The organism is Bacillus sp. K2I17, from assembly GCF_002209985.1.
Classification (GTDB): domain Bacteria; phylum Bacillota; class Bacilli; order Bacillales; family Bacillaceae_G; genus Bacillus_A; species Bacillus_A wiedmannii.
The window spans coordinates 97,418-123,368 of the sequence record NZ_NJGF01000012.1 but is presented as its reverse complement, the minus strand read 5'-3'; the positions used below and the strand labels follow the sequence as shown (position 1 = coordinate 123,368).

Annotated in this window: 25 protein-coding genes; 5 read left to right on the top strand and 20 right to left on the bottom strand. The window is 33.6% G+C overall.

Features of this window, described 5'->3' with window-relative positions; all coding sequences use genetic code 11:
- Positions 1–53: 53 nt before the first annotated feature.
- The 8 genes from CER22_RS16125 to asnB all read right to left on the bottom strand — a co-directional run bounded on the left by CER22_RS16125 (position 54) and on the right by asnB (position 7,587).
- Positions 54–542: a hypothetical protein gene (locus CER22_RS16125; RefSeq protein ID WP_048541213.1), complete on the bottom strand. Its 489-nt coding sequence runs from the start codon at positions 540–542 to the stop codon at positions 54–56.
- A 259-nt stretch (positions 543–801) separates the two neighbouring features.
- Entirely contained in the window at positions 802–1,449 is a 648-nt protein-coding gene (locus CER22_RS16120; protein ID WP_046955687.1) for a nitroreductase family protein, read from the bottom strand.
- A 98-nt stretch (positions 1,450–1,547) separates the two neighbouring features.
- Complete coding sequence (gene dat / locus CER22_RS16115) at positions 1,548–2,423, bottom strand: D-amino-acid transaminase (protein ID WP_088609138.1); 876 nt, start codon at positions 2,421–2,423, stop codon at positions 1,548–1,550.
- Positions 2,424–2,554: 131 nt separating this feature from the next.
- Positions 2,555–3,520 carry an ABC transporter substrate-binding protein gene (locus CER22_RS16110; RefSeq protein WP_088609137.1) on the bottom strand — a complete coding sequence of 322 codons (966 nt, stop codon included), beginning with the start codon at positions 3,518–3,520 and terminating at the stop codon, positions 2,555–2,557.
- Positions 3,521–3,664: 144 nt separating this feature from the next.
- On the bottom strand, positions 3,665–4,510 hold the full coding sequence (locus CER22_RS16105) for a phosphatase PAP2 family protein (RefSeq protein ID WP_088609136.1): 846 nt from the start codon (positions 4,508–4,510) through the stop codon (positions 3,665–3,667).
- Between the two features lie 344 nt (positions 4,511–4,854).
- Positions 4,855–5,184 carry a hypothetical protein gene (locus CER22_RS16100; RefSeq protein ID WP_046955685.1) on the bottom strand — a complete coding sequence of 110 codons (330 nt, stop codon included), beginning with the start codon at positions 5,182–5,184 and terminating at the stop codon, positions 4,855–4,857.
- 48 nt (positions 5,185–5,232) lie between these two features.
- The gene (locus CER22_RS16095; protein ID WP_048541207.1) at positions 5,233–5,592 is read right to left on the bottom strand and encodes a GNAT family N-acetyltransferase; all 360 of its coding nucleotides are present in this window, start codon (positions 5,590–5,592) and stop codon (positions 5,233–5,235) included.
- Positions 5,593–5,685: 93 nt separating this feature from the next.
- A complete protein-coding gene (gene asnB / locus CER22_RS16090; RefSeq protein WP_000333826.1) occupies positions 5,686–7,587 on the bottom strand; it encodes an asparagine synthase (glutamine-hydrolyzing) in 1,902 nt (633 codons plus the stop codon).
- Positions 7,588–7,804: 217 nt separating this feature from the next.
- On the opposite strand from asnB, the gene CER22_RS16085 reads away from it, so the two are divergent.
- On the top strand, positions 7,805–8,269 hold the full coding sequence (locus CER22_RS16085; protein ID WP_001288088.1) for an Hsp20/alpha crystallin family protein: 465 nt from the start codon (positions 7,805–7,807) through the stop codon (positions 8,267–8,269).
- Positions 8,270–8,303: 34 nt separating this feature from the next.
- On the opposite strand, the gene CER22_RS16080 is transcribed toward CER22_RS16085, so the two are convergent.
- Entirely contained in the window at positions 8,304–8,891 is a 588-nt protein-coding gene (locus CER22_RS16080; protein ID WP_088609135.1) for an SCO family protein, read from the bottom strand.
- Between the two features lie 334 nt (positions 8,892–9,225).
- Between CER22_RS16080 and CER22_RS16075 the strand changes: the two genes are divergently transcribed.
- The gene (locus CER22_RS16075) at positions 9,226–10,200 is read left to right on the top strand and encodes an MBL fold metallo-hydrolase (RefSeq protein ID WP_088609134.1); all 975 of its coding nucleotides are present in this window, start codon (positions 9,226–9,228) and stop codon (positions 10,198–10,200) included.
- 199 nt (positions 10,201–10,399) lie between these two features.
- On the opposite strand, the gene CER22_RS16070 is transcribed toward CER22_RS16075, so the two are convergent.
- The 4 genes from CER22_RS16070 to CER22_RS16050 form a co-directional block, all read right to left on the bottom strand.
- Positions 10,400–11,242 carry a DegV family protein gene (locus CER22_RS16070; protein WP_088609153.1) on the bottom strand — a complete coding sequence of 281 codons (843 nt, stop codon included), beginning with the start codon at positions 11,240–11,242 and terminating at the stop codon, positions 10,400–10,402.
- A 152-nt stretch (positions 11,243–11,394) separates the two neighbouring features.
- Positions 11,395–11,646, bottom strand: coding sequence for a DUF2535 family protein (locus tag CER22_RS16065; RefSeq protein WP_000629012.1), 252 nt, complete (start codon positions 11,644–11,646; stop codon positions 11,395–11,397).
- Positions 11,647–11,974: 328 nt separating this feature from the next.
- Positions 11,975–12,718 (bottom strand): twin-arginine translocase subunit TatC, encoded by a 744-nt coding sequence (gene tatC, locus CER22_RS16055; protein ID WP_000390128.1) that lies wholly within the window; start codon positions 12,716–12,718, stop codon positions 11,975–11,977.
- A gap of 42 nt (positions 12,719–12,760) precedes the next feature.
- Positions 12,761–12,946 (bottom strand): twin-arginine translocase TatA/TatE family subunit, encoded by a 186-nt coding sequence (locus CER22_RS16050; protein WP_000492443.1) that lies wholly within the window; start codon positions 12,944–12,946, stop codon positions 12,761–12,763.
- Positions 12,947–13,159: 213 nt separating this feature from the next.
- Here CER22_RS16050 and trhA point away from each other — a divergent pair, with 213 nt between their 5' ends.
- A complete protein-coding gene (gene trhA, locus CER22_RS16045) occupies positions 13,160–13,816 on the top strand; it encodes a PAQR family membrane homeostasis protein TrhA (protein WP_088609133.1) in 657 nt (218 codons plus the stop codon).
- A gap of 40 nt (positions 13,817–13,856) precedes the next feature.
- Here the strand turns inward: trhA and CER22_RS16040 are convergent, their stop codons facing one another.
- From CER22_RS16040 to CER22_RS16015, 6 genes are all read right to left on the bottom strand, one after another.
- Positions 13,857–14,576 carry a lysophospholipid acyltransferase family protein gene (locus CER22_RS16040; protein ID WP_088609132.1) on the bottom strand — a complete coding sequence of 240 codons (720 nt, stop codon included), beginning with the start codon at positions 14,574–14,576 and terminating at the stop codon, positions 13,857–13,859.
- A 111-nt stretch (positions 14,577–14,687) separates the two neighbouring features.
- On the bottom strand, positions 14,688–15,323 hold the full coding sequence (locus CER22_RS16035; RefSeq protein WP_048541201.1) for an FMN-dependent NADH-azoreductase: 636 nt from the start codon (positions 15,321–15,323) through the stop codon (positions 14,688–14,690).
- Between the two features lie 219 nt (positions 15,324–15,542).
- Positions 15,543–17,528, bottom strand: a complete 1,986-nt coding sequence (gene pbpC, locus CER22_RS16030) for a penicillin-binding protein 3 (RefSeq protein ID WP_088609131.1) — start codon at positions 17,526–17,528, stop codon at positions 15,543–15,545.
- 155 nt (positions 17,529–17,683) lie between these two features.
- Positions 17,684–18,172, bottom strand: a complete 489-nt coding sequence (locus CER22_RS16025; protein WP_061679531.1) for a dihydrofolate reductase — start codon at positions 18,170–18,172, stop codon at positions 17,684–17,686.
- 19 nt (positions 18,173–18,191) lie between these two features.
- Entirely contained in the window at positions 18,192–19,148 is a 957-nt protein-coding gene (locus CER22_RS16020) for a thymidylate synthase (RefSeq protein ID WP_088609130.1), read from the bottom strand.
- Positions 19,149–19,255: 107 nt separating this feature from the next.
- Positions 19,256–21,838, bottom strand: coding sequence for an alpha-L-rhamnosidase (locus CER22_RS16015; protein WP_088609129.1), 2,583 nt, complete (start codon positions 21,836–21,838; stop codon positions 19,256–19,258).
- A gap of 184 nt (positions 21,839–22,022) precedes the next feature.
- Between CER22_RS16015 and CER22_RS16010 the strand changes: the two genes are divergently transcribed.
- Positions 22,023–23,480: a serine hydrolase gene (locus CER22_RS16010; RefSeq protein ID WP_088609128.1), complete on the top strand. Its 1,458-nt coding sequence runs from the start codon at positions 22,023–22,025 to the stop codon at positions 23,478–23,480.
- 124 nt (positions 23,481–23,604) lie between these two features.
- Positions 23,605–24,888, top strand: coding sequence for a S41 family peptidase (locus CER22_RS16005; protein WP_088609127.1), 1,284 nt, complete (start codon positions 23,605–23,607; stop codon positions 24,886–24,888).
- 35 nt (positions 24,889–24,923) lie between these two features.
- On the opposite strand, the gene CER22_RS16000 is transcribed toward CER22_RS16005, so the two are convergent.
- Positions 24,924–25,856, bottom strand: coding sequence for an aminoglycoside phosphotransferase family protein (locus tag CER22_RS16000; protein WP_088609126.1), 933 nt, complete (start codon positions 25,854–25,856; stop codon positions 24,924–24,926).
- Positions 25,857–25,951 lie beyond the last annotated feature (95 nt).

Below are 25,951 nucleotides of genomic sequence, written 5' to 3'. Positions count from 1 at the left end.
TAGTATAAACAAAAAAGCACACTACTTTTTGAGTAATGTACTTTTTATTCTTCTTATGACGCTGGTTTTGTTTCGAATGTTGCTTGATTTAAACTAATAACCTTTCCTTTTGGATCATTGTTTTCATACTGAACTGCAGTAATCGTATGACTACCTGTCTCAAGTGTCTTTTCTTTTAATTGTACTGTTGTCTGTGTTGTACTAGTGACTTGATGTTTATCTGCATATACTTGATCTACAAATATAAATGTTTCTTTATCATTTTGAAAATTAGAAAGCTCTAATTCAACATGTTGAATTAAAGTATCCTTTTTGATGAATACAGTTGGTATATTGCCGTTTTCAGAAGTACCATCTGGTGTAATAACTTTTACTTTTCCTTCACCAACTGGTACTGCACCTTCAGGGAATACTACTATATTCTCATTACTTGCATTTACAACTCGTTCTTCCTGCTTTGATTGCGCATCCTCTTTTTCTTGTGGAGCACCGCAACCGGCTAATAACAATACAGACAATCCAGTGATTATGAATTTTTTCAAAATTCATCCCCCCTGTCATTTCATTATAATTTATTATACAAAAATAACTTTTAAATTTTAAGACTATTTTCAACACTTTCATGAACAAATAGAATCTTGCCCACGATTAATGTATCATACTTTCCTTAATAGAACATTAATTTTTTTTATGAAATAAATAGTAATTCCCTCTTATCTATCATTTTAGCCCAACAAATTAATTACATACCTGTCCAAAATAAAAAGACATTGTTCATTCAATGTCTTTTTATTTTAAGCTTTAAAAAACAAATGTTGTAATCTCATCTACTTCTTTTCTTGGAAGTTTCTTCGGCTTATCTTTCGGAAAACCGAGTGAAATAACCATATTTATTTGTTTTTCAGACTCAATTTGTAAATATTGTCGTAGTTCATCTTGAGCTAACAATACCGGTCCTGTCATTGGACAAGTACCCAGCCCTTTCGCATGTGCAGCCAACATTAAGTTTTGTGCCGCTAAACAGCTACTCTTAATTCCTTCTTCTTCCCAAACTGAATCTGGAACAAAAGCAATTGGATCAAATATCTTTTCGCGAAATTTTGATTCATATGGTGTTGCCAAACACACGATTAATACAGGTGCCTCTGAGAAAGCTGTTGCATATGGTCCAAATGAACGGGTAAGTAATTTCCCTGCTTTCTCTTCTCCGTTTTCTGCCGCTTTTGCCGCAAGTTTATGTAATGCATCCCAAGTCATTTGCTCAATTTCTTTAATTTTCTCTCGGTTCATAATGACCAAGAACTCCCAAGTTTGTGAGTTCGTATCACTCGGTGCATAACGAGCACAATCAATAATTTCTTTTATGTCACTAATGGATACTTCTTGTTCTGTGAACTTCCTAACACTTCGTCTACCGTGAATTACTTCTTTAAAATCTTCATAATTCATACATTAAATCCCCTTTTTACAACGTTTTCAAATCTTGTCCTATGTTTGAATTATATCATGAAAAAAAGCTGGAGGAATACCAGCTTTTTTCTTCAATATTAGTTCGTAACTTTAAATAAACGAATACTTTCTTCATATGCAACTTGGAGTTTCTTTGTAATTGGTCCTCTTTCGCCGGTTCTAAGCTGTTCATCACCTATTTGAACGACTGGGAATATTTCTAGTGGTGTCGCTGTAAAGAAGCACTCATCAGCCTCATATACTTCTTGTAGTGAAAATTCTCGTTCTTCTACTTCAATATGTAACTCTTTCGCTAATGTAATAACGAAGTGACGTGTAATGCCGTGTAGAATGAAGTTGTCAGCCGGATGTGTAATCAATTTATTATTCTTCACCATAAAGAAATTTGAATGACACCCTTCAGTTACAATTCCATCTCGTACTAATATCGCTTCTTGATAGCCTTGTTCGTTTATTTTATTTTTAATCATAATATTAGGTAGCAGATTTAAAGATTTTATATGACAAAACTTCCACCGTATATCCTCTTCTACCGTAACTTTTATTCCCAGTTCCATAGCAGCAATTGGTCTTGGAAACGAAACAATATTTGCAAAATATGTTGGTTGCATATTTGACTCATATACATGATTACGTGCTTGAGCACCTCTTGATATTTGCAAATATACATTCCCATCTTCTTGAAATTGATTTTTTTCAATCATTTGATGCAACTCTTCCACTAACTCCTCCTTAGTAAAAGGTGGAATTAGTTTTATTTCTTCCATAGAATTAAAGAATCGTTCCAAATGTAGATCTAATAAATGTGGCTTCCCATCATATAGTCTGAATACCTCGTATATACCATCACCAAATTGAAAGCCTCTCTCCTCTAATGGAATCATCGGCTGTTCTTCCTTCGTATTTACAATTCTTCCGTTAAACAAAATCCAATCTTTATGAGTAGCTTTCATTCATTCCCACTCCTTTATTCCATAATTGATTTAATTGTACAACTTATCCACACTCAAAAGAAGGAATTTTCTGTATTTTCACAAATAAAAAAGTACATCACCCATTTAAGGTGATGTACTCGACCATTCATTTACTTTAAAAAATATTTTTCAATATCATCTAACATAAGGTTTGCAGCTACAATACCACCTGCTGTATTCCAAATCACTTCATCTACTTCGAATACTTTATTATCTTTAGAAGCCTGTAACTGCTTAAAGAGCGGATCTTCTGTCCATTCTTTCGCTAACGTGTTTCCTTCATTATTCTTATCCGCATCTTTATCAGATGTGAAATAGAATAAGTAGTCCCCGTCCATATTTGGAATTTGTTCTTTTGTAATTCCTTTTATCGCAAATTCATCTTTATCTTGTAATGGTGGTCGTTTAAATCCAATATCATTTAATACAACGCCTGAGAATGAATTTTTTTGATAAATACGAACATCACCTGGGACGAAGCGAATAATTGAAACTTTAGAGTTAATTTTATCACCTAATTGTTCTTTTATTCCTGCAATACGCTTTTTATAATCATTAAGAGCATTTTGCCCTTCTTTTTCTTTATTTACAGCTTTTGTATAAAGCGTAAAGTTTTCTTTCCAATCACCGCGCAATGTTTCAGCATATACTGTTGGCGCGATTTCTTTTAACTGCTCGAATATTTTTTCGTGACGCATTTTATTTCCAATAATTAAATCCGGCTGAAGCTTCATTACTGCCTCTAAATTAATGTCACGCTCAGTTCCTACTACTTTCGTATCTTTTAACTCATTCGCTAAATGAGGATACCATTCATCCCCAGCTCGTGGTTTTGTCGTTCCAACTGGCGTTACTCCAACAGTTAAAAGTGCCTCAGCACCCTCATTCGTTAAAACAACAACTCTTTTTGGTGTACCATTTACTGTCGTTTCGCCCATTGCATGCTTTATACTATATGAACCTTTTGCCTTTACTGATGTATCTTTATCTTTCTTCTCTTCTTCTTTACCGCAACCTGCAATTATGACCATTAATAACATAATGCAAAGTATAAGAATATTTTTAGTGCGTGTCATAAATCCTCCTAGTTGAAAATGATTTTCATTAACATTTAAAGATTAATGTATATCTCATACATTGTCAATAGATATATCAGAAAACTTTTTCAATATATATAATTTCGACCTCATTTTTATTCAAAATATTTTTGTACTTATTTGCTATTCACTTTTTAACCGTAACATGTGAAACATAAACGGACATAAGAAAGTAATTGTAATTCCAGTCAATGCATAACGTACATAATACATATCAGGTATTACTTTTTTTAGTATGAGCTGTATCATTAACATGAAACTAAGGCCTAAAACTGTTTTTACTACTTGTATTTTAAAATTATTATTTTCATTCATTTTAATAAAGTGATTCTCTAACATGATACCAATCGTAGAACCTGTCAAAACTCCAAGTAATTTTAAATTATCTATTTGGTCAGTCATAAAATACATAATGAGTGAAACTGCCAATACAATTCGTTGTAACAATATAAATTTCCTATCACTTAATTCCTCTGTTACTTTCGTATATAAATAAACAACTATGACACTAATTAAAACGGCACCTATTATATCACTGAGCCAATGTACACGTAAATATAGACGAGAAGTAGCAACCAATATTATAAAAATAATTCCAATGATCCAAATGATTCTCTTTTTACATAACATCATAAAAGAGCCCCAAAATGTTGTCGCTAACTGGACGTGTGTACTTGGAAAAGAATAACCTGCAGCTGATTTTTCATATAAAGCCTGAATTCCTTCGTATGTATACGGTCGCGGGATTTTCATGAATTCTTTTACCACTATCCCTATATACCCAGAGAAACAAAGCATAACAATCATATGAAATGCTTTTCTTTTAGAAACGCACCAATATAAAATCGAAATAATGACTAAATACAACGTTTCATTTGCAATACTAGATATAAGTTTAAAAAGTATTGTAAGCACACTTCCCTCCACACTGGTCATCCATTCAAGAAATAAAATATCCAAATTAAACATAAAAAAAACGAAACCTCCCCAAAATTTAATCCTGCTATTTGTCAGCACTTAAGATAAACTAGTTGATTAACATTTCAAATTTATACACCTACTTACGTTACAGATTAAGAACATATAGTACCACATACTAATAATAGATAATATGTTAAATCATCTAATTATTTTTATAAATTTTAATGAAATTTTGAGCTTTATATACAAAAATATCTGTATCTTGTTATCCACTTATTTATATTCCATGTCAAATTGCACCTCGTTGTTTTTTGATATATGGAACTACTATTAAATAAATCAGCATACGTATAACTTTCAAAACCATTACAATTACAAATAAAAAAAACGCCTTATGTAAGGCGGTTTCTATCATTGTGCTTTAACCAATTTAAAATAAATATATACGATTGATAGTGAATATAACGTATGCAAAATAAAAGAAATAAAAGGGCTATTCCAGTGCTACTATACAGCAAACCGAACTTTAAAAAAATATTTAAAAGCGGTGGAAAGTTCGTTATGTTTTGTAATGTAATAAGCATACAAAATAAAAGGAAAAACACAGGGGCATATTGTAATTCATACGGCTTTCTTTTCTTATTCATTCTTTTTCGAATGAACATATGGATTAGCTCTGCTACTATAAAACACCCTCCAATTAATACAAGACCAGAAGTCATCGTCATATATCCACCTGCCTTATATTTATCTCGCACAACTACTCATCGTTATATTTTCTTCACATATATTCCATCTTCTTCATTAAAACCAAAGCTCTCTATGAAAGTTTTTGCTTGTTCTGTTAATTCCGTTTGTAATACCTTTATCTCTTTCACGTTTCTTTCTTTCATCATCGTTTCAAATGTAAAATACGTATTTGTCCCATAACCGTAACTTTGATAATCAAAGTGAATAATTAACTGCGATAAAATTGCACTCTCCTCTTGTACACTATAGTCTATTACACCAATATATGTATCATCAACTTTCACACAATACTGTACTTGATTCTCAGTTAAACTATGTGAGCGAAACATTTCTTTAACAACGCTTTCATTATCTACAGTTACTTTTTCAAACGTAATCATATGTTGTCCATCCTTTTACTATTATTGTATCAATAATACGTCCTATTTATGAAAAAAACCTTAAGACCATATGCGATCTTAAGGTTTTTCTAATTAAACTAAGCTATACGCACGTTTCGTTTCTTCATGGAACTTATTCGTATCGTATTTATGCTCAACATAAATTTGATGCCATACCATAAACGCAAGTACAGTCCAAATTTTACGGCTATAATCGCCTTTATCTGCACAATGTGCTTCCAGTAAGTTTAATACATACTGTTTGTCGATTAAATGCTCTGTTTTACTCTCGTTTATAATATTGATAGCCCAATCATGCATTTCGTCTTTTAACCAGTGACGAATTGGTACTGGGAATCCAAGTTTTTTACGATCTAATACGTGATCTGGAACGATTCCGCGTGCCGCTTCACGTAAAATAGCTTTCGTAGTTCCGTTAGCAATCTTAAATTCAGTTGGAATTTTAGATGCAACATCAAATACTTCTTTATCTAAGAACGGTACACGAAGTTCTAATGAGTTTGCCATTGTCATTTTATCAGCTTTTAATAAAATGTCACCGCGTAACCATGTGAACATGTCAATGTACTGCATTTTGCTTACATCATCATAATCTTTAATCTCGTTATACAATGGTTTCGTGATATCCATATAGTTAACACTTTCATTGTAATACTTCATTAATTCAACTTTCTCTTCTTCACGGAAGATTTTCGCGTTTCCATAGTAACGCTCTTCAATTGGCGTACATCCACGCTCTAGGAAGCTCTTTCCTTTAAATCCTTCTTTAAGAGCACCACTTAATGCTTTTAGAACGCTCTTACCTGGGCTAGGAATGTAAGAGAACATTTTTAGTGAGTTTGGCTCACGATAAATGTTATAACCACCAAATAGCTCGTCTGCACCTTCACCTGAAAGAACAACTGTTACATGCTTACGTGCTTCTTTTGCAACGAAGTACAATGGTACAGCTGCTGGATCTGCTAAAGGATCATCCATATGCCAAATGATTTTTGGGAACTCATCCATAAACTCTTTCGCTGAAATGAATACGTTATGGTTTTTAACGCCTAATTTCTCAGCAGTTTCTTTTGCAACATCAACTTCACTGAAACCACGTTGTTCAAAACCAATTGAGAATGTTAAAAGATTTGGATTCATTTCTCTTGCGATAGAAGCGATAATAGATGAATCGATACCACCAGATAAGAATGAACCTACTGGTACATCACTGCGCATATGCACTTTTACTGAATCATACAACACATCACGAATTGCTTGGATATGCTCCTCTTTCGTTGCGCTTGAAGCATTGAAATAAGGTTTCCAGTAGCGATGGATTTCCATCTCTTTACCGATTTCTTTTACGAAATAATGACCAGGCTCGATTTTATTAACATCAATTGTTAATGTTTCTGGCTCTGGACCATATTGGTACGTAAAGTAATGTTGTAGTGACGTTGGATTAACGCCTTTATCTTCCATCACATGCATAATACTTTTCTTCTCAGATGCGAAGAATGTAGTATCACCTTGTTGTGCGACGTATAAAGGTTTAATACCGAAGTGGTCACGTGCACCGAAAAGTTTCTTCTCTTCACGATCCCAAATCATAAATGCAAACATACCACGAAGATAGTCTACACATTTTTCTTTCATATGTGCATACAATGCAATGATAACTTCTGTATCAGATTGTGTTGCAAACGTTGCACCTTTTTCAAGTAACATTTCACGTAATTCTACATAGTTGTAAATTTCACCATTAAAAATAATTACATATCGATCATTTTCATAAGTTAGCGGCTGATGTCCTGCCTCTAAGTCAATGATGCTTAAACGGCGGAAGCCAAATTGTACATGTTCATCACGAAAATATCCTTCGTCATCTGGACCACGGTGGAAAATCATCGTGTTCATATTTTCAAATTGATGTTTTTCTGTTTCTGAAAACTCTCTAGGGTTTTCACATAAACATCCTACAAAACCACACATACTTCTTACCCTCTTTCAGTTTTCATTCTGTCTATATACTACTATATCAACCCTATTTATACTAGCATAATCAATTGAATATGGCGACCAAAAACTATAAAAAAATCACTCCATTTCACATTTTTAACAATTTTTTATGAAAACATGAAAACTAGGCAATCACCTTTCTCCGCTTTTGTCATATGATATTGCAAATTGATTTCTAGGAGGGAATACCATGAGTGAAGAAAAAAAAGACTCTTCTCGCCCACCGGTTCGCAATTATTTAAAGCAAATTGATGATTTCTTCGAGCAAACACCACTTCGCAATGTAATCGCTGATTTAAATCATTTTTTCCAAAAAGGAAATCGTTTATTAACATTCCCCGTAGATTTATATGAAGTTGGTGAAGAACTCGTTGTTACAGCTGAACTACCAGGTATACAAAAAGAACAAATTCAAATTGAAATACAAAGTGAATACTTAAAAGTCTCTGTAAAAGAAGAGATACTTGAAGAGGTCGAGGAAGAAACATCTCATAACTATTATCGCCGAGAACGTTCCATTTCAGAAGCATCAAGATTGATTAAATTACCGTACTCAATTAATAAAAAAGCAGCGAAAGCTTCGTATCAAAACGGCGTGTTAGAAATTCGGGCACCAAAACTTCCACAACAACATGACATTTTATCCATAGACTAATGTAAAAAAAGAAGGGTGCTATGCACCCTTCTTTTTAATCCACTAATCTCTTCATATCACGTATAATGTCTTCGTACGGCGTATTACTAATACCACTATACTTTTTCATTACTTTTCCGTTTTGATCAATTAAATAAAATGATGTACCATGTATAACTTGACCATCCTCAGGTTTATCTACAAGTGATTGGAAATTATCTTTTGAAAACTTTGTAATATCTTCTAATGAATAACCCGTTAATAAATTCCAGTTACTAGTATTCTCTGTAAACTTTTGAATGAAAGCCTTCAAATTCTCCGGCTTATCAAGGTCTGGATCTACACTAAACGAAACAAACTGAACGTCTAATTTCTCTTCTTTGGCCATCTTTTGCAGTTTTGCCATATTGGCAGTCATTGGCGGACAAACTGTTTGGCAATTTGTGAACATAAAATCAGCAACCCAAACTTTCCCTTTTAAATCTTTTGTACCAAATGACTTTCCATCTTGATTTGTAAATTGGAAAGTTTCTAAATCCCAATTCAATGGTTTACGAAGCTTTGAACCCGATCCACTACATCCAGCAAGTACAAAGAGACAAAATACAACCATAAGACCAATTATTTTTTGATAACGCTTCATTTATAAACCTCTTTTCTCTATCCTAAATTTAAATAGGTTATGTTTATCATAACAAAAGTTAACACTACGAGAAAATTATTTACTACATTTGTTCACGAAATCGTACGAATTTACGTATGTTACTTCTTTATTTTAAGCCAATTACTAGACAAAATTTATTTTTTACTATTATTTCTCTAAATAGAAGTTGCAAAACTAATTTTATTGTTACTTTTGTAAACGCATCCCCCTATTTTTTAACAATTCCTTAAACATTCATCCATGTTATACACTGTATTCCTTAACAACATTTCGGTACAATACAATTACAACGATTTTAAATGAGGTGATGTTCATGACAAAACGTTATGAAAACATGGATAATGTGAGTACAAAAAAATCAATTCGTTCCTTTATACGTTGGCGAAAAGAACGAAAACAAAATAAAAAGGATTTTTCTTTTTTAGTAGAACAATCACCTGTTAAGCAAAGTAAATTTCTACAAAACAACTTTGAAAAGACGTCTGTAACTTGGATTGGTCATTCCACATTCCTTATCCAAACGAATGGGCTGAATATATTAACAGATCCAGTATGGGCTACTAAATTAAAATTAGTTCCAAGACTTACTGAACCTGGTCTTTCTATACAAGAACTACCTAAAATTGATATTGTCCTCATTTCACACGGTCATTATGACCATTTAGATTTTTCAACGCTTCGCCAGCTAAATGATGATGTTTTATACCTTGTTCCTATTGGACTGAAAAAACTATTTACTCGCAAAAAATTTACTCGTGTAGAAGAGTATAATTGGTGGGAAAATACGATCATTAATGATGTTTCCTTTCACTTCGTACCGGCCCAGCACTGGACGAGAAGATCCTTATTTGATATGAATACATCTCACTGGGGGGGATGGATTATTAATAATGAACCAACGAAAGAAACCGTTTATTTTTGTGGTGACAGTGGCTATTTCCAAGGTTTCAAAGAAATTGGCAGACGCTTTTCAATTGATATTGCCCTTATGCCAATTGGCGCTTATGAACCAGAGTGGTTTATGAAAGTATCTCATGTTTCACCTGAAGAGGCAGTGCAAGCTTATTTAGATTTAAACGCTACACACTTTATACCGATGCATTACGGAGCTTTTGCCCTTGCCGATGAAACACCTCGCGAGGCAGTAACAAGGCTCCGAAATAATTGGAATTTACGTATGTTACCGTGGGAACAACTGCATGTACTCTTTTTAGGCCAAACTTTTACTTATAATAGCGCAACAAACGATAAGCAAGTAAATGAAAAAATTGAAACATTACACGTATAACGTAACTACTTATTTTCTATATCCAACATATACTATAGAAAATCATAAAGTAAAACTTTAATCAGTGGGTGTTTTCTATGAATAAATATTTACAGACTCGCTATATCATTAGCGGGAGTGCCTGTATAACCCTTCTTATTTCTTACTTTCTATTCACATAAAAAAGCTACTTGAAAATTCATTTCAAGTAGCTTTTTTATTACTCTGCTAAATACATAAATCCGATTGCACCCGGACCTGTATGAGTACTAATAATAGGCGTTGTAAAGAAAATTTCTGATTGAGCAAATCCACTCACTTTTTCAACAGCCGCTTTTACATTTTCAGCTAAAGGAATTGCTTTCGCATGCGGAATTGCAACAGCTTTTACAACTTTTCCAGCTGTATCTTCCTCAAATAACTTAGCTAACGTTTTTACAATTTGACCTTGGCTACGCACTTTCGTTACAGGGTTATAAACACCATCTTCAAGGCTAGCAATTGGCTTTATATTGAGTAGCGAACCGATAAACGCTTTTCCTTTACCGATACGCCCACCCTTCACTAAATTTTCTAATGTATCTACTACTACATATAAACGAGTATTCTTTCTCACTTCATCTACACGTTTTAAAATTTCTTCTAGTGAGCGTCCTTCATTTGCCATTTTTGCAGCTTCTATTACTTGATATGCTAAAGCATGTGTAATAAATTGAGAATCAACAACTGTTACTTTTGTTTCGGTCATTGATGCAGCACTATTGGCAGTTGCCACAGTACCACTCATTCCACTTGTCATATGAATGGAAAGTACTTCACTTCCATCTTCACCTAACTTGTCATACATTTCTACAAATGTACCCATTGCCGGTTGTGATGTTTTTGGTAATTCCTCTGATTTGATCATTTCTTCAATAAATTCATCAGGTTGTAAATCAACGCGATCTAAATATGTTTGTCCATTTACAGAGATTGATAATGGTAGCACATGAATGCCATACTTTTCGATTACATCCTGCGTTAAATCTGCAGTTGAATCTGTTACAATTTTAATTTTTTGCATATTATATTCTTCCCTTTCCAATACGCTCTCCTTGTTATTATACTAGCATTCCCTGTGCTTTCAACAATTTCGAACAAATTTCACCAAATTAATTATATTTTTATACCTAAAATGAAAAAGACAGAGTTTACTAACCCTGTCCATACTTTGTATCATGCATTTTTTTCAAGGGTATTTGTTTTATATACATTTAAATAATCATTCCACTTCAAACAATTTTGCAAATATTCACGGAAAGAATACGAAAATCTTGGGTGCTTTTGTTTTTGAATTTTTGCAATAAATAATTGAAGACGAGACTGAATTAGAAACGATAATGGATGCTGTGCCTGTAGGACAGGGATTTCGAATATTTTAATACAATCCCCTGTTGAATGAGTGAAATAAAAACTTTTCGTAATCACAATATCAATCCTCTTTTTCATTGGATTTTTGAACTTCCTCTACTTTACGCTGTAACACGTTGTTTAAAGTGGAGACTTCTATGAATACAAAAGTATCCTTAGTCAATCCCTGTAGTCCTTTTGGTTAGAAGATTTATACTCTATTCATCCTCCATCCTAAATATCCGATCAGACAGGAATCCCGCTATCCGTATATTGCTTAATAATTTTAGTATAAACTTAGCAAAGCGCAAAGTTTGTCTAAATTTTGGAGATTCTATAATTTTTTTCTTCTATATATTGTATACGTTTATGTCTAAAGTATAACAAATAAATAAAAAAAGTGCCTTTATAACGAGGCACTTTTCGACTGTATTTCTTCTTCTCTTTTCTTTTTCCGCTTACTGACAATCTTTGATAAAGCGATACTAATTTCATAAATACAAATAAGCGGTACCGCTACTAAACTATGTGATAAAAAATCCGGCGGTGATATACACGATGCAATGATAATCAATGCTACGTAAGCATACCTTCTTATTTTTATTAGCAATTCCGCCGTTAACAGTCCAATACTCGTTAAAAACATGACAACTACAGGTAATTCAAAAATTACAGCAAATGGAACTGTTAAATTAAGAACAAAATGAAAATACTTTTCTGTCGTAAACATCGTATTAAACATTTCATTACCTATCGTAGTTAAAAAATGAAATAAAAACGGCATTACAACGAAATATCCAAAACATAAACCTGCAATAAATAATATAGACAATACCGGTATATACATTACTGTCATTTTTTGTTCATTTGGATGTAAACCCGGTTTTACAAATAACCAAATTTGTATAGCAGCAAAAGGAATTGTACAAACGATAGCAAATACTGTAGCAATCGAGAAAAAAATCCATAATACATCACTTGGACCGAGAACAGTTAATTTCATTGGTAAATCTTTTACTAACCAAAAATAAATATCCTTCGTAAAAGTAAATCCGATAATTAAAAATAGGACAAAGGATAGTACTGTATATATTACTCGTTTGCGAAGCTCAACAATATGTTCTACTACGCTCATTTCCCGATCTTCCATCTCGTTCACCACACTTTATTTATCCATTTCGAGGAAAATTCATTACATTTTTTCTTTCTTTTCCTTCTCTTGAAATGCATCATCAGTCAATTCTTTCGTTGATTTTTTGAATTCTTTTAACGTTTCCCCTAAAGCCTTTCCGATTTCCGGCAATTTTTTCGGCCCAAACAAAATGAGTACAGCTACTAAAATTAAAATTAATCCTGGAAAGCCAATATTTGAAAACATTTCTCCATCCCCTTTATTAGTAGATTCCTTGTCCTACTATTGCATAATTTTATTTTGTCAAAAAAGTTTGAAAACGTCAACAAATCCATTGCCTTTTGTCAAAAAAATTCAAAAATATAATCAATTATACAAATTTCATTTTCTATTGCCCTTGTGTATGATATGGTAAGGGAAGTGACATATTATTTTATGATAGTAGAAAGGATTTGCATTATGACTGAAAAAATGACACGAATGACACATTTTGTGAAAGAAGAAATTGCAAATGCAATTACACATGGTATCGGTGCCATTTTAAGCATCCCTGCCTTAATTATATTAATTATTCATGCCTCTAAGCATGGTACCGCATCTGCTGTAGTTGCATTTACGGTTTATGGTGTAAGCATGTTTTTACTGTACTTGTTTTCGACCTTGTTACATAGCATTCATCATCCAAAAGTAGAAAAATTATTTACTATACTAGATCACTCAGCCATTTATTTATTAATCGCTGGCACATATACTCCTTTTTTACTTATTACGCTTCGCGGACCATTAGGCTGGACGTTACTCGCTATTATATGGACACTAGCACTCGGAGGTATCATCTTCAAAATTTTCTTTGTACGTCGCTTTATTAAGGCATCAACATTATGTTATATCATAATGGGATGGATCATAATCGTTGCTATTAAACCACTTTATGAAAATCTAACTGGACATGGTTTTTCACTACTTTTAGCAGGCGGAATTTTATATTCTGTAGGGGCTATATTCTTCCTTTGGGAAAAGTTACCTTTCAATCATGCCATTTGGCATCTTTTCGTTTTAGGTGGTAGTGCGATGATGTTCTTCTGCGTACTCTTTTATGTCTTACCTACAGCATAAAAAAAGGTTTCAGCTTATATTAAGCTGAAACCTTTTTTTATTACTTATGTAATTGTGATGCGATAACATCCTGTGTATGCTTCGTTAATTCTTTAATATCCATATTCGCATACTCTTCAGCTGTAATCGGCTTAGAAATTGTTACTGTTGCATAAGCTGGTTTCATACGGTTTCCATTCGCTTCAAACATTTTATATGTCCCATCTAATGTTACAGGTAAGATTGCTACACCAGATTTTACTGCAAGGTGAAAACTCCCAGCCTTAAACTCTCCAATTTCGCCACCCTTACTTCTCGTCCCTTCTGGGAAGATTACGATTGAATGCCCGTTCTTTAACAGCCCAATTCCATCTTTAATCGCTTGAAGAGATTGACGACGATCATTACGAACCATAAATACACAATTCATAAGTTCCATCCAAGTTGGTACAACTGGAAACTTCTTAATCTCTGCTTTTGAAACAAATCCAATTGGTTTATTTAAGTAACCTAGTAAAACAGGAATATCCATATTACTCTGATGATTACTTACAACTAGTACCGGCTTATCTTTTGGAACATTTTCCAGTCCCTTTACTTCAACTGTCCCACCAGCTACACGTACCATTTTCTTACCAAACCAATTTGTCGTTTTATACACAACATTATCTTTTTCTTGTGGCGACATCGTATTTACTTGTCTTTTCAGACGCCACATTCTCGGTGTAATCGCAATTACGATTAAAATTAAATAAAAGATTTTAAAAAACGTTTGAATCATACAGAACCCCCACCTATTATCATTCCGACCTTCATTATACTAGACAAACGAAGGAAAAAGAAGAAAAAATGTCCAAACAGCAAGTGCTTGGACATTTTCAAGTATTCTATATTAGAAACGTTTTGCTAATTCACGAGCATTAGCAATTGCTGCTTCTTTAATTTCTGGTGCTTTTTCAGGGTTTGCATTCATACCTTCAACTGCAATGTATTCAGTTTCATTTACACCAATGAATCCTAATACTGTTTTTAAGTGATTGCGGCCGAAGTCTACAGCTGCGTATGCTCCTTCAGAATAAACGCCACCTGTTGCTTGAATGTGAAGTGCTTTTTTGCCTTCTAATAAGCCAACTGGGCCATTTTCAGTATACTTGAATGTTTTACCTGCGATTGCTAAGTTATCTAAGTATGCTTTTACTACTGGTGGATAGCTAAAGTTCCACATTGGAGTTACGAATACATAACGATCCGCATGCATAAATGTTTCTAAGTTTGTGTTCATTGCTGCAACTTTTTGTTGTTGAACTTCAGTTAAAGTTTCAAAGCCTTCACCTGCTGCAAATTTACCCCAAGCAGCAAATACATCCGCATCGATTGCTGGTACTGTAGTGTTGAATAAATCAATTGTTACAACTTCGTCTTGTGGATGTTCGTTTTTATAAGCTTCGATGAAAGCTTCTCCTACTGCCATTCCGAAAGAACCTTCTGCTGAATTTGGATTTGCTGTAATAAATAGTACTTTTGTCATTGTATTCTCTCCCTTTTACACATCTTATCTTTAATTTGAGATTTATAATTCGAAAGTAAATAACTTACCTTATGTAAGTATAATACAAAAAGTTATGTTCAATGTCAATAAAAAATAGCTACTTTTTTTTCGTAAGTTAATAAACACTATCTTTTCAATATGTTTTTGGTGAAACAAAAAACTACCTCCACATTCCATGGAGATAGTCTTCATCATTTTCTATTTTTGAAACACATGTTTCACTTTTTCAGCTGGAATATTACTTCCGCCTCTACCTTTTACATCTTCAATCATCATTGTAATGACCATATCTGGTGAATTTAAATCAAATGCAGCGAACCAGCCTAGTTCTTTTCCTTCGGCCTCTTTTGATACTTTTAATTCCGCTGTACCTGTTTTTCCAGCAAGAGTCATTCCATCAATTTTAGCAATTTTCCCAGTACCATCTGGATCATTAATTACTTTCGTCATAGCAGTTTTTAATATATCCTGATTTCCTTTTGAAATGACATTCTCTTTCCAAACTTTCGGTTGCTTATCTGTTTTAATAATATATGGAGAAGGTATGTTTCCCTCATTAACAATTGGTGCGTACGTTAACGCTAGATGGAGTGGCGTCATTAATACTTGCCCTTGTCCATAACCTGTGTCTGCCATTTGAATATCATTTTTAATACCACCATTTGCGATTTTAGAAGCTGGGAATCCATATTCAATTGGTAATTTCTCATCGAATCCGAACTTTTTCGCTTCACTCATAAATTTATCTTTTCCGATTTTCAAAGCCTCTTGTGCGAAATAAATATTATCCGAGTATTTCATTGCCTTATCAAAATCAATTGGATTTGCATCTTTTACACGTGTTACATAATAATTACCCCAAGAAGAATCTTTCGTCCATTTTAATCCTTCAATTTTTAACTCTTCTTTTGGATCAATTGTTTTCGTTTCAAGACCGATTGCAGCTGTAATCGGCTTAAATACAGATCCTGGAACTGATAATTGTGTAAATCGATTCGTCATCGGTTTTTTCGGATCATTATATACCGCATCACGTTGCGCTTTTGACGCCCCTCTTGTAAGGGTATTTGGGTTATAAGCTGGTGTGCTCACTAGTGCAAGTGTTTCTCCAGTCTTTGGATTAATTGCTGCACTTGACCCTACCTCATTTTTCATTTCATTATAAATTTCGCTTTGAACTGCACTGTCAATCGTTAAAGTTACATTTTCTCCATCAACAGCATCTGTTTTTGCTAAATTTTTAATTTCTTTCCCTTGTGCATCTTCTATGAAGACACGGCCGCCTTTTTTACCGCGTAGCTTTTCTTCCAGTACTTGCTCTAAACCAGCTTTACCTACTGGATCATCTGCTTGATAGCCTTTTTTTTGTAGCGTTTTTAAATCTTCAGCATTCACTTTTCCAATATAGCCAGTAAGATGTGCTGCTTCTTCTCCTAATGGATATGAACGAATATTGACTGGTTTTGTTGCAACACCCGGTAAATCTATGTACGTATTTTGTGTTGCTCCTTCAGGCAATATTCCCATTGGTACAAGGTAATTTGGTTTTACCCATTTAGCTGCTAGTTTTTGATCAATTTCTTCTACAGACATATTTAGCAACTTCGCTACCGTTTCTTTCGTTTGCGGAGCAGCATCCCCTAACTGTTCAGGAATCAATCCGATTTCAGAAGCTTTACCATTTACCGCAAGATATTTACCATTGCGGTCATATATTTCTCCACGTTTTGGCTCTGTCGTTTGCATGCGCACTTTACTATCTTTTGTCATCCCTGGGAAGATAAAATCAGGAGTCCAATCTATTTTCCAAGATTCTTTATCTCCATCTTTTTCTTTCACCATTTTTGCTTCATGACCAAAAGTGATTTTACCGCCAACTGTATCCATACTTACTTTAAAAGGAACAGGACCTTCATCTTTTTTATCTTCTTTTACTTCCCCTGTTTCTACTTTTAAATCTTTCACTTCAATGCCAGCATAAATTTTTTCATATTTCTCAGTGAAATCTTTCTTTGAAATATCTTTTTTTGCCTTTTCTGATAATTGATCATACATTTCTGCAAATTTTTGTTTATTCCATGCTTTTGCATATGTATCAAACGCTTCTTGTGGTTTTTCTTCTTTACCACATCCAACTAACATGAATGTTAAGCAAAGAAAAAGAATCCCCCATATCTTTCTCAATCGATTCTCCTCCTCTTTCTACATCAATACTTTAGAAAATATTAGCATTTTTACATGCTACCATTCATTATAGCACTATCGAATCTCATCTATAAACCTATATTGATGGATACAAATAAAAAGATTGATGCGAATATTCACATCAACCTCTATTATTATTGTTGCTTTTCATATACATGATAATAGTACGTATACGGATTTTTTTCATCCGTTAACCCTTTTTCAACAAAAATTTCTTTCCAATTTGCCATATCGATTTCTGGGAAGAATGTATCTCCTTCAAATGCATGATGAATTTTTGTTATATATAACTTGTCTACGTATGGTAAAAAGAGATCATAAATTTGCGCTCCGCCAAAAATAAAAATCTCTTCTTCATTTTTGCATAGCTCAAACACTTCTTCTACAGAATGTGCTACTTCACAACCTTCAACATGATACCCTTCATTACGAGTTACAATGATATTACGTCTTCCAGGCAGTGGTCTACCAATCGCTTCATAGTTTTTTCTTCCCATAATAAGCGAATGACCCATCGTTGTTTTCTTTACATATTGTAATTCACTCGGTAAACGCCAAGGTAAATTATTATCTTTACCAATTACTCTATTCTCGTCCATTGCGACCATAAATGAAACTATCATCTTTTCATCTCCTCTACAATTACACTGCAACCGGTGCTTTAATTGCTGGGTGTGGATCATATCCTTCAATCGTTAAATCTTCCATTTCAAATTCAAACACAGATTTCACATCTGGATTTAATGCAAGTTTTGGGAACGGACGTGCTTCACGTGCCAATTGCTTTTCCACTTGCTCAAAATGATTCGTATAAATGTGTGCATCTCCAATTGTATGAACAAATTCTCCCACTTCAAGTCCGCATTCATGTGCAATTAAATGTGTTAGTAGTGAGTAACTTGCAATGTTAAATGGAATTCCAAGGAATATGTCACCACTTCTTTGATATAACTGACAAGAAAGTTTGCCATCCGCTACATAAAACTGGAATAGCGTATGACAAGGTGGTAATGCCATACTTGGTACATCTTCAGGATTCCAGGCAGAAACAATTAGGCGACGGGAGTCTGGCGTTTTTTTAATCATTTCAATTACATCTTTTAATTGATCAAGCGTCTCACCAGCTGTCGTTTTCCAGGCACGCCACTGCTTTCCGTATACATCTCCTAAATAACCATATTTATTCGAGAAATCATCATCTTCTAAAACGTTCTTTTTAAACAATTCCATTTGCTCATCGTACTGCACTTTAAATTCCTCATCTTGTTGTGAGCGAAGACCGAAATCAGTCATATCAGGACCAGTATACTCATCGCTTTCTACCCAGCTCTTAAATGCCCATTCATTCCAAATATTATTATTATGCTGCAATAAATAACGAATATTTGTATCACCTTTCATAAACCAAAGCAGTTCACTTGCTACAAGGCGAAACGGCACTCTCTTTGTCGTTAATAAAGGAAAACCTTTACTTAGATCAAAACGCATTTGATATCCAAATACAGATACAGTGCCTGTCCCTGTACGATCTTCTTTCTTCGTACCATGCTCCATTACATGGCGGCATAAATTTAAGTATTCATATTCAGCATGTTTCATATGTAGTAAAACCTTCTTTCAATCTTATATGAAATTTATCATAACATGAAAAACAGTGAATTAAATAATCCTAATGAATAAAAATATATTTCTATATAAACAGAATTCTACTTCAATATATTTTTACAAAATGTAAATTTATAATCACCTGATCCTAAATCCCTTCCAACGTCATGTTCTGCTTTCCATTTTGTTTCGTCTATCCGTAATGTAGCGCTTGTATTAGCTGGTACAGAAATATATAAAAAGGCTTGTTCCTTTTCTACACGCCACTCAATCTTAATTTCTCCATAAGCTGTCTCACGTTTTACTTTAACCCATTCTATATTCGAATCAAAATGTGGTTGTACATAAAAATGTTTATATGCAGTTTTTGTCTCATCCATTTCTAATCCAATAATATATCGGTATATCCATTCAACAATAGAGCCATATGCGTAATGATTATAAGAATTCATGCTATCATTCCAAAGTGTTCCATCCTCTTTCACGCCATCCCAATGTTCCCAAATCGTTGTGGCACCTTTTTTCACTTGGTATAACCATGATGGATAATCTTCATAAAATAGAAGCTTACAAGCAAGGTCATGCCGGTTAAACTTGCTTAATATTAAATTCAAATACGGTGTTCCTATAAAACCTGTTGTTAAATGATTTTTATTTTCTTTTAATAGCTCAATTAAGCGATTAAATACTTTCTCATTCACATCATCTTTCACTAGTTCAAAAAGAAGTACTAATATGTGAGCTGTTTGTGTATTTGAAATTAACCTACCATTTGGTGTAACGAATTCATTTTGAAATGCTTGAACAATATTCCCATGTAACTCTGCATATAATTTAGCATCTGTATTTTCACCTAAAATCTCAGCAATCCTTCGTAAAAGCGATGTAGAATAGGCATAATAAGCTGTCGCAATAAAATGCTTGTCTGTTCCGCCTTCATATACATCTGGTTTCGTATCTAATGCGAGCCAATCCCCTAAATGATAGCCTGTATCCCATAAATACTCGTTCTCACCTTGTGAACGTATGTAATCTATATACTTCTTCATACTGTCATATTGTTCTTTTAAAATCGATACATCTCCGTAATGTAAATAATGAACCCACGGGCATATAATTGCTGCATCGCCCCAACCACCAGAAGTATGTAAATCAAAATCCGCTCTTTTCCCAAAAGCATCTGGAATAACTAAAGGCACAGCTCCATTAACATTTTGATCTAATGATAAATCTTGGAGCCACTTTTTAAAGAATAATTGTACATTCATAATTTGCGTAGCTGTCCCAATGAACATTTGTGCATCTCCGGTCCATCCAAGTCGATCATCTCGCTGCGGACAATCTGTTGGCACATCAAAAAAGTTCCCTCTTTGAGACCATTCCACATTATGATGAAGTTGATTGATTAATGGATTAGACGTTTCAAATTCAGTCGCTTTTTCCATATCCGTATGTAATACAACCCCTTCAAAATCTGCTATTTGAGGTGGCTGGGTTAATCCACTTATTTTCACATACCTAAAGCCTTGATATGTAAAATGAGGTTCAAACGTTTCCTCTTCTTCTCCTTTTGCTATATACACTATTTTTTGTTTTGCCTTTCGGAGATTTCCGGTGTAAAAACTACCGTCTTTATTCAATATTTCAGCATGATGCAATTCTATCTTTTGGCCAATATAAACATGACGGACTGTAAATTGAACCCAACCTACCATATTTTGCCCCATATCAATGAGCCATTCGTGATTCGGTAGTTTTGAAATAGAAATCGGTTTAATAATTTTCATTTTACGAATTGCTTCGTTTTCTTGCGCAACAATTATTTGTTTGGAATGCTCAATTACTTCAACATCTTCTAGCCCTTGCCTACTTTCTTCTATCCTAGCGTCGTAAACCTCCCCTTCATAAATTTCTGAATACAAAATTGGGCTTGGAGTTACCTTCCATGTTTCGTCTGTTACAATTTTTTCTTTCGTTCCATCTTCATACGTTATATGTACTTGAGCAATTATCACACGTCTTCTACCGTAATAATTACGTACATGATGCATGGTAAGTGGTCCCTTATACCATCCATTACCTAGCAGAACCGAAATAGTATTGTGCTCACCCTTTAATAAATGCGTTATATCATACGTTTGATACAGTACTCTCTTATCATAACTTGTCCATCCAGGGGTAAAATAACAATCTCCAATGCGCTCTCCATTTATAGAAACCTCGTATAATCCTAAACTTGTGATATATAAACGCGCTTTTTTAACTACTTTTTTAATAGTAAAATTTTTATTAAAGGACATAACTTGCGCTCGTTCTTTTTTCGCGGCAATCCAGTTCCCGCTCCAGTTATCTTGCCCTTGTAATCCAGTCTCCCAAAATGCTACTTCTGACCACGATGATTCTTCTCCGTAATTATCCCATACCTTTACCCGATAAAAATAACGCGTTTCCGCTCTGTATGAAAATGAATTGATTGGTATATGTAAACTTTGATCTGTTTCTACTTTTCGCGAATCAAACATTATAATTTCAAAATCTCTATCTTTCGCAACCTGCAATTGATAAGCAAGTTGTTTTACATTTCGGTTACTCGACTCAAGCAGCCAACTCATTTTAACAACTTTTGAATCTATACCTATCGGATTTTTTTTATTGTCGCAAAGCACTCTCTTTATTGTTAGCACACTTCTTCACCATCTTTTCTATATCTTAATTTAAATTAATTATAATAAAATTAAAATTCTAAATAAATAATAACTTTATTCATTCTTACAAAATTATTAACTTTCCAAATTTATAAAGGTTTTCATTTTCTATTACCGAAAGTATAGTGCGGTAGGATAAAATTTATATTTGGAGGTTAGAAGTATGTCTAAAATTGAAACTCCTGTTATGACTTCTTTACAAACAACGGTTGAAAAAATGATGAAGGATTTAAATGTTCCTGGCACTGCTATAGCTGTTATAAAAGATGGTGAAGTCATTATTTCAGAAGGATTTGGCTATCGTAATATAGAGACAAAAGAGGCTGTTACACCGAATACTCGGTTCGCAATCGGTTCCTCAACGAAAGCTTTTGGTACACTTTCATTAAGCTTGTTAGCACAACAAAATAAGTTTAATTGGGATACTCCTGTCCAGACTTATATACCTAACTTCTCTTTATCTGAACTACTTGCTAGCTCACAAGTTACCGGACGAGATTTAGCTTCTCATCGAACTGGTGTAAGCCGTCATGAGGCTCTTTGGTATAGCTCTTCCTTATCTCGAAAAGATCTCGTTGAAAAAATAAAATATTTACCACTTGATGCTCCGTTTCGTACAGCATTTCTTTATAACAACTTAATGTATGCGACAATTAGTTATATTGTAGAAAACATTACGAATCAAACATGGGAACAATATGTTGCAGAACATATTTTAGAGCCTTTAAATATGGATCAAACAAACTTCTCTGTTACAGACTCACAAAATACAGATGATTATGCATTACCTTACGTTGAAAATGACGGTAAACTAAAAGAAGTTCCATTCCATAACATCGATACAGTCGGCGCTGCTGGGTGTATTAATTCTACAATTGAAGATATGGCAAATTGGGTCCTTCTTCACTTAAACGAAGGGAAATTTGGAGATCATGAATTAATCTCCTCTGAATTATTACAACAAATGTATACACCACATAATTCCATTCCAGATCAACCAGTTTTATCACTTCCGGAATCTCCATTAAATAGTTACGGTCTTGGTTGGTTTATTAGCGCTTACCGTGGTAATAAGGTAATTCATCATGGCGGTAATATTGATGGGTTTTCAGCACTTGTTTCATTCATACCAACAGAAAACATAGGCCTTGTTATTTTAACGAATGCTGGAGGCACATTACTACCTACTTATCTCGCTAATCAAATTTATGACGAACTACTTGAAGTAGAATCCATTGATTGGCATAAACGTGCTGTAGAAGATACTGAAAAAATGAAGGAAATGATGAAAGAAGCAACTGAATCCATTCCTGAACAAATTGAAGGGACTACACCTTCTCACAGGTTAGAGGATTATACCGGTACTTTCGAGCATCCTGCATATGGAACATTACAAGTATACAAACGAGATGATTCGTTATATGTACAATTTATGGAGATGGATATTCAATTAGCTCATCATCATTACGACATCTTCTCTGCAAAAGTTGATTTATTCCAAATGAAAATGAGTTTATTATTCGCTTATGAAATGAATGTAAGTGGTGAATTCCCATCCCTTCAGTTACATGTACCAGCTATGTTAAGTACGCAGCCGCTTGTATTTAAGAAAATTAAATAAATATTTTAATAGAGGGAAGATAACACTTCCCTCTATTCCCCTTTTCTCTATGCAAAAAAAGGATAATACGTAAAGGATACAGAATTCTATTATTCAACTAATTAAATTACCAGGAGGAAAAGCTGTGTATACAGAAATTTTCAAAGAAATTGTTTCGATCACTCATCACGATTATTCAGGTTGTATAGATAAGAAAGGATGGGACGATCCTACTACATATTTACAGACAGTCGAGAAACTAGAGAAACAAGGAGAACTAACACCAATACAATTTACTGAAATTGTACGTGATTACTTACTAGACTTTAAAGATAATCATATGTTTTTCAAAATGAACTCTAACAATCAACCACTTAACAGTGCTGGCTTCCAAGTGAAAAGATACGAAGACCGCCTATATATTACATCCACTTCACAAGAAATAAGAGTGAAAAAAGGGCAGTCTATTCTAGCATTAGATAATATGAAAATCCCTGAGTTAATAATAAAATATAGGAAATATTTAAATGCGAATACATATGAACGTGAAAAATGGGATTATGTTTTATTACAATCATCAACTTGTACACTTATAAATGAAGATGGCGTAATCGAAACCATTACTTTACAAAAGTATAAACAAAATGAATACACGCCTATTTATTCATTTAAACAGCATAATAAAGACACACTCTTAATTACTTTGACTGATTTCGCAAATACTGAAGCGATTAATAAATTATTAGACTCACACAAAAATGAGCTTAATTCTTTTCCGAACTTAATTATTGATGTGCGTTTGAATCGTGGTGGAAGTGATGATGCATTTTTTAAATTACTTCCTTACTTATTCGAAGACAAAGAGATCTCCCTTTTAGATCCTTCAGATACAATGCAATTAAATCATACAGAACGAAACTTTCATTTACGTATGAAAGACATCAAAATGGAAGATTACGATTCTTTAGACGAACTTTCCAAATTATTCACTGATATATTTATTCAAGATTTAAAAAAGAATTATAAAAAAGGATTCGTTACATTTGATACTTCTGAGTTACCAAAAGAACTTCAATCATTAAAAATACACGGGAGAAAATCACCTAATAGAGTAGTTATATTAACAGATGTTACATGTGGAAGTTCTGGTGATTCTTTTGTAGAAGTTGCAAAAAAATCATTGAAAGTAAAAGTAATAGGTCGTCCTACTGCTGGTTTAAATGATTATTCTAATTTAGCGGTAATGGAATGGGCTGATACATTCGCACTTTACTACCCTACTTCACGGCTCTCTATTATAGATAAAGGCGAAGGAATGTCCGGAATTGGTATACAGCCGCATATACATATCCCGTGGACTCCGGAACATATACAAGAAGATGTTGATTTAAAATTAGCATTACAACTGCTTCAAAACGAAGAATGGTAAAAAATAAAGGTAGATGTGAATCACACCTACCTTTTCTATTTCATCTTAATCTTCTCTGGTTGAAACCAAATTGGCTTTAATGACTCAAAGTCTTTATGATCTTCTAAAACGATAGTAAGACGCTCTAACGTATCCTCTAACATATGTGGTGCTGCTCGTAAGGACCACACAACTGATGAGAAAACTGTCATGCCAACGTACACCGCATATAAGTTCCAGAACTCCTCTGGTATTCCCCCATTAAAGTAGCCTTCTATTTGTCCGATTGAATACGGAATACTAATGTCTCTTGCAAATAGTGCAATTTTTACGAAATCATGAAGTGGGTCACCCCAATCATAACCATTAAAATCAACAACACCTACATATTTCGCATCACGTACAATTATATTCTCTAAATGAAAATCATCGTGTTGAAATCGATTTGGGCGGTTCTTTAAATATATTCCATTTTCGTCTATAAACTTTATGATTTTATCATCATTTTTTATTTTTATTCCACATGTTTTATATGCCTCTACATATTTTTGATTTTTTTCCATTGCTCTTTCATACCATGGAAGGATATCCTTAGGAGCTTCATATGTATGCATTTTTGCTAAATCTTTTCCTGCTTCTATACCAATATCATATTGTTCTTTTGGTGTATATGTAGGCAATAGTTTCTTCGCATCTTCCCCTTCTAAATATGAAAAAATACCATAGCATAAATCTTCCTCTGCCAATAAACCCATTTCAATTGGTTTTTGAGCTTGCACACTACGTTTTTGCATTTCATTTAAAATTTGAAACTCTATTTTCTTTCTTTCATACTCTTTTATATCGCCTGTCCGTAATAAATATTTTTCATTATTCGCTTTCGTAATGATATATTTCTTATCAGGTGAGAAACCTTTAGAAATTTCTTCAATATTAACTGCATCTTTTACTATCTGTATATTGTTTTGCCATGCTGTAATTGTTTTCATTTTTATTCCCCTTACATTTCTACATTTGGTGTATACGCTACTTCTACAATAAACCCATTCGGATCTTAAAAAGAAATGGACTCCTCTAAATCCAA

Bases quoted from the DNA above. Each gene is read 5' to 3' on its own strand.
- dat (WP_088609138.1), bottom strand. From the start codon at position 2,423: ATGAAAGCTACTCATAAAGATTGGATTTTGTTTAACGGAAGAATTGTA.
- CER22_RS16075 (WP_088609134.1), top strand. From the start codon at position 9,226: ATGACAAAACGTTATGAAAACATGGATAATGTGAGTACAAAAAAATCA.
- CER22_RS16010 (WP_088609128.1), top strand. From the start codon at position 22,023: ATGTCTAAAATTGAAACTCCTGTTATGACTTCTTTACAAACAACGGTT.
- CER22_RS16095 (WP_048541207.1), bottom strand. From the start codon at position 5,592: ATGATTACGTTTGAAAAAGTAACTGTAGATAATGAAAGCGTTGTTAAA.
- trhA (WP_088609133.1), top strand. From the start codon at position 13,160: ATGACTGAAAAAATGACACGAATGACACATTTTGTGAAAGAAGAAATT.
- CER22_RS16100 (WP_046955685.1), bottom strand. From the start codon at position 5,184: ATGACTTCTGGTCTTGTATTAATTGGAGGGTGTTTTATAGTAGCAGAG.
- CER22_RS16050 (WP_000492443.1), bottom strand. From the start codon at position 12,946: ATGTTTTCAAATATTGGCTTTCCAGGATTAATTTTAATTTTAGTAGCT.
- CER22_RS16070 (WP_088609153.1), bottom strand. From the start codon at position 11,242: ATGCAAAAAATTAAAATTGTAACAGATTCAACTGCAGATTTAACGCAG.
- CER22_RS16020 (WP_088609130.1), bottom strand. From the start codon at position 19,148: ATGAAACATGCTGAATATGAATACTTAAATTTATGCCGCCATGTAATG.
- CER22_RS16035 (WP_048541201.1), bottom strand. From the start codon at position 15,323: ATGACAAAAGTACTATTTATTACAGCAAATCCAAATTCAGCAGAAGGT.
- CER22_RS16000 (WP_088609126.1), bottom strand. From the start codon at position 25,856: ATGAAAACAATTACAGCATGGCAAAACAATATACAGATAGTAAAAGAT.
- CER22_RS16085 (WP_001288088.1), top strand. From the start codon at position 7,805: ATGAGTGAAGAAAAAAAAGACTCTTCTCGCCCACCGGTTCGCAATTAT.
- tatC (WP_000390128.1), bottom strand. From the start codon at position 12,718: ATGGAAGATCGGGAAATGAGCGTAGTAGAACATATTGTTGAGCTTCGC.
- asnB (WP_000333826.1), bottom strand. From the start codon at position 7,587: ATGTGTGGTTTTGTAGGATGTTTATGTGAAAACCCTAGAGAGTTTTCA.
- CER22_RS16080 (WP_088609135.1), bottom strand. From the start codon at position 8,891: ATGAAGCGTTATCAAAAAATAATTGGTCTTATGGTTGTATTTTGTCTC.
- CER22_RS16105 (WP_088609136.1), bottom strand. From the start codon at position 4,510: ATGTTTAATTTGGATATTTTATTTCTTGAATGGATGACCAGTGTGGAG.
- CER22_RS16120 (WP_046955687.1), bottom strand. From the start codon at position 1,449: ATGAATTATGAAGATTTTAAAGAAGTAATTCACGGTAGACGAAGTGTT.
- CER22_RS16110 (WP_088609137.1), bottom strand. From the start codon at position 3,520: ATGACACGCACTAAAAATATTCTTATACTTTGCATTATGTTATTAATG.
- CER22_RS16025 (WP_061679531.1), bottom strand. From the start codon at position 18,172: ATGATAGTTTCATTTATGGTCGCAATGGACGAGAATAGAGTAATTGGT.
- CER22_RS16040 (WP_088609132.1), bottom strand. From the start codon at position 14,576: ATGATTCAAACGTTTTTTAAAATCTTTTATTTAATTTTAATCGTAATT.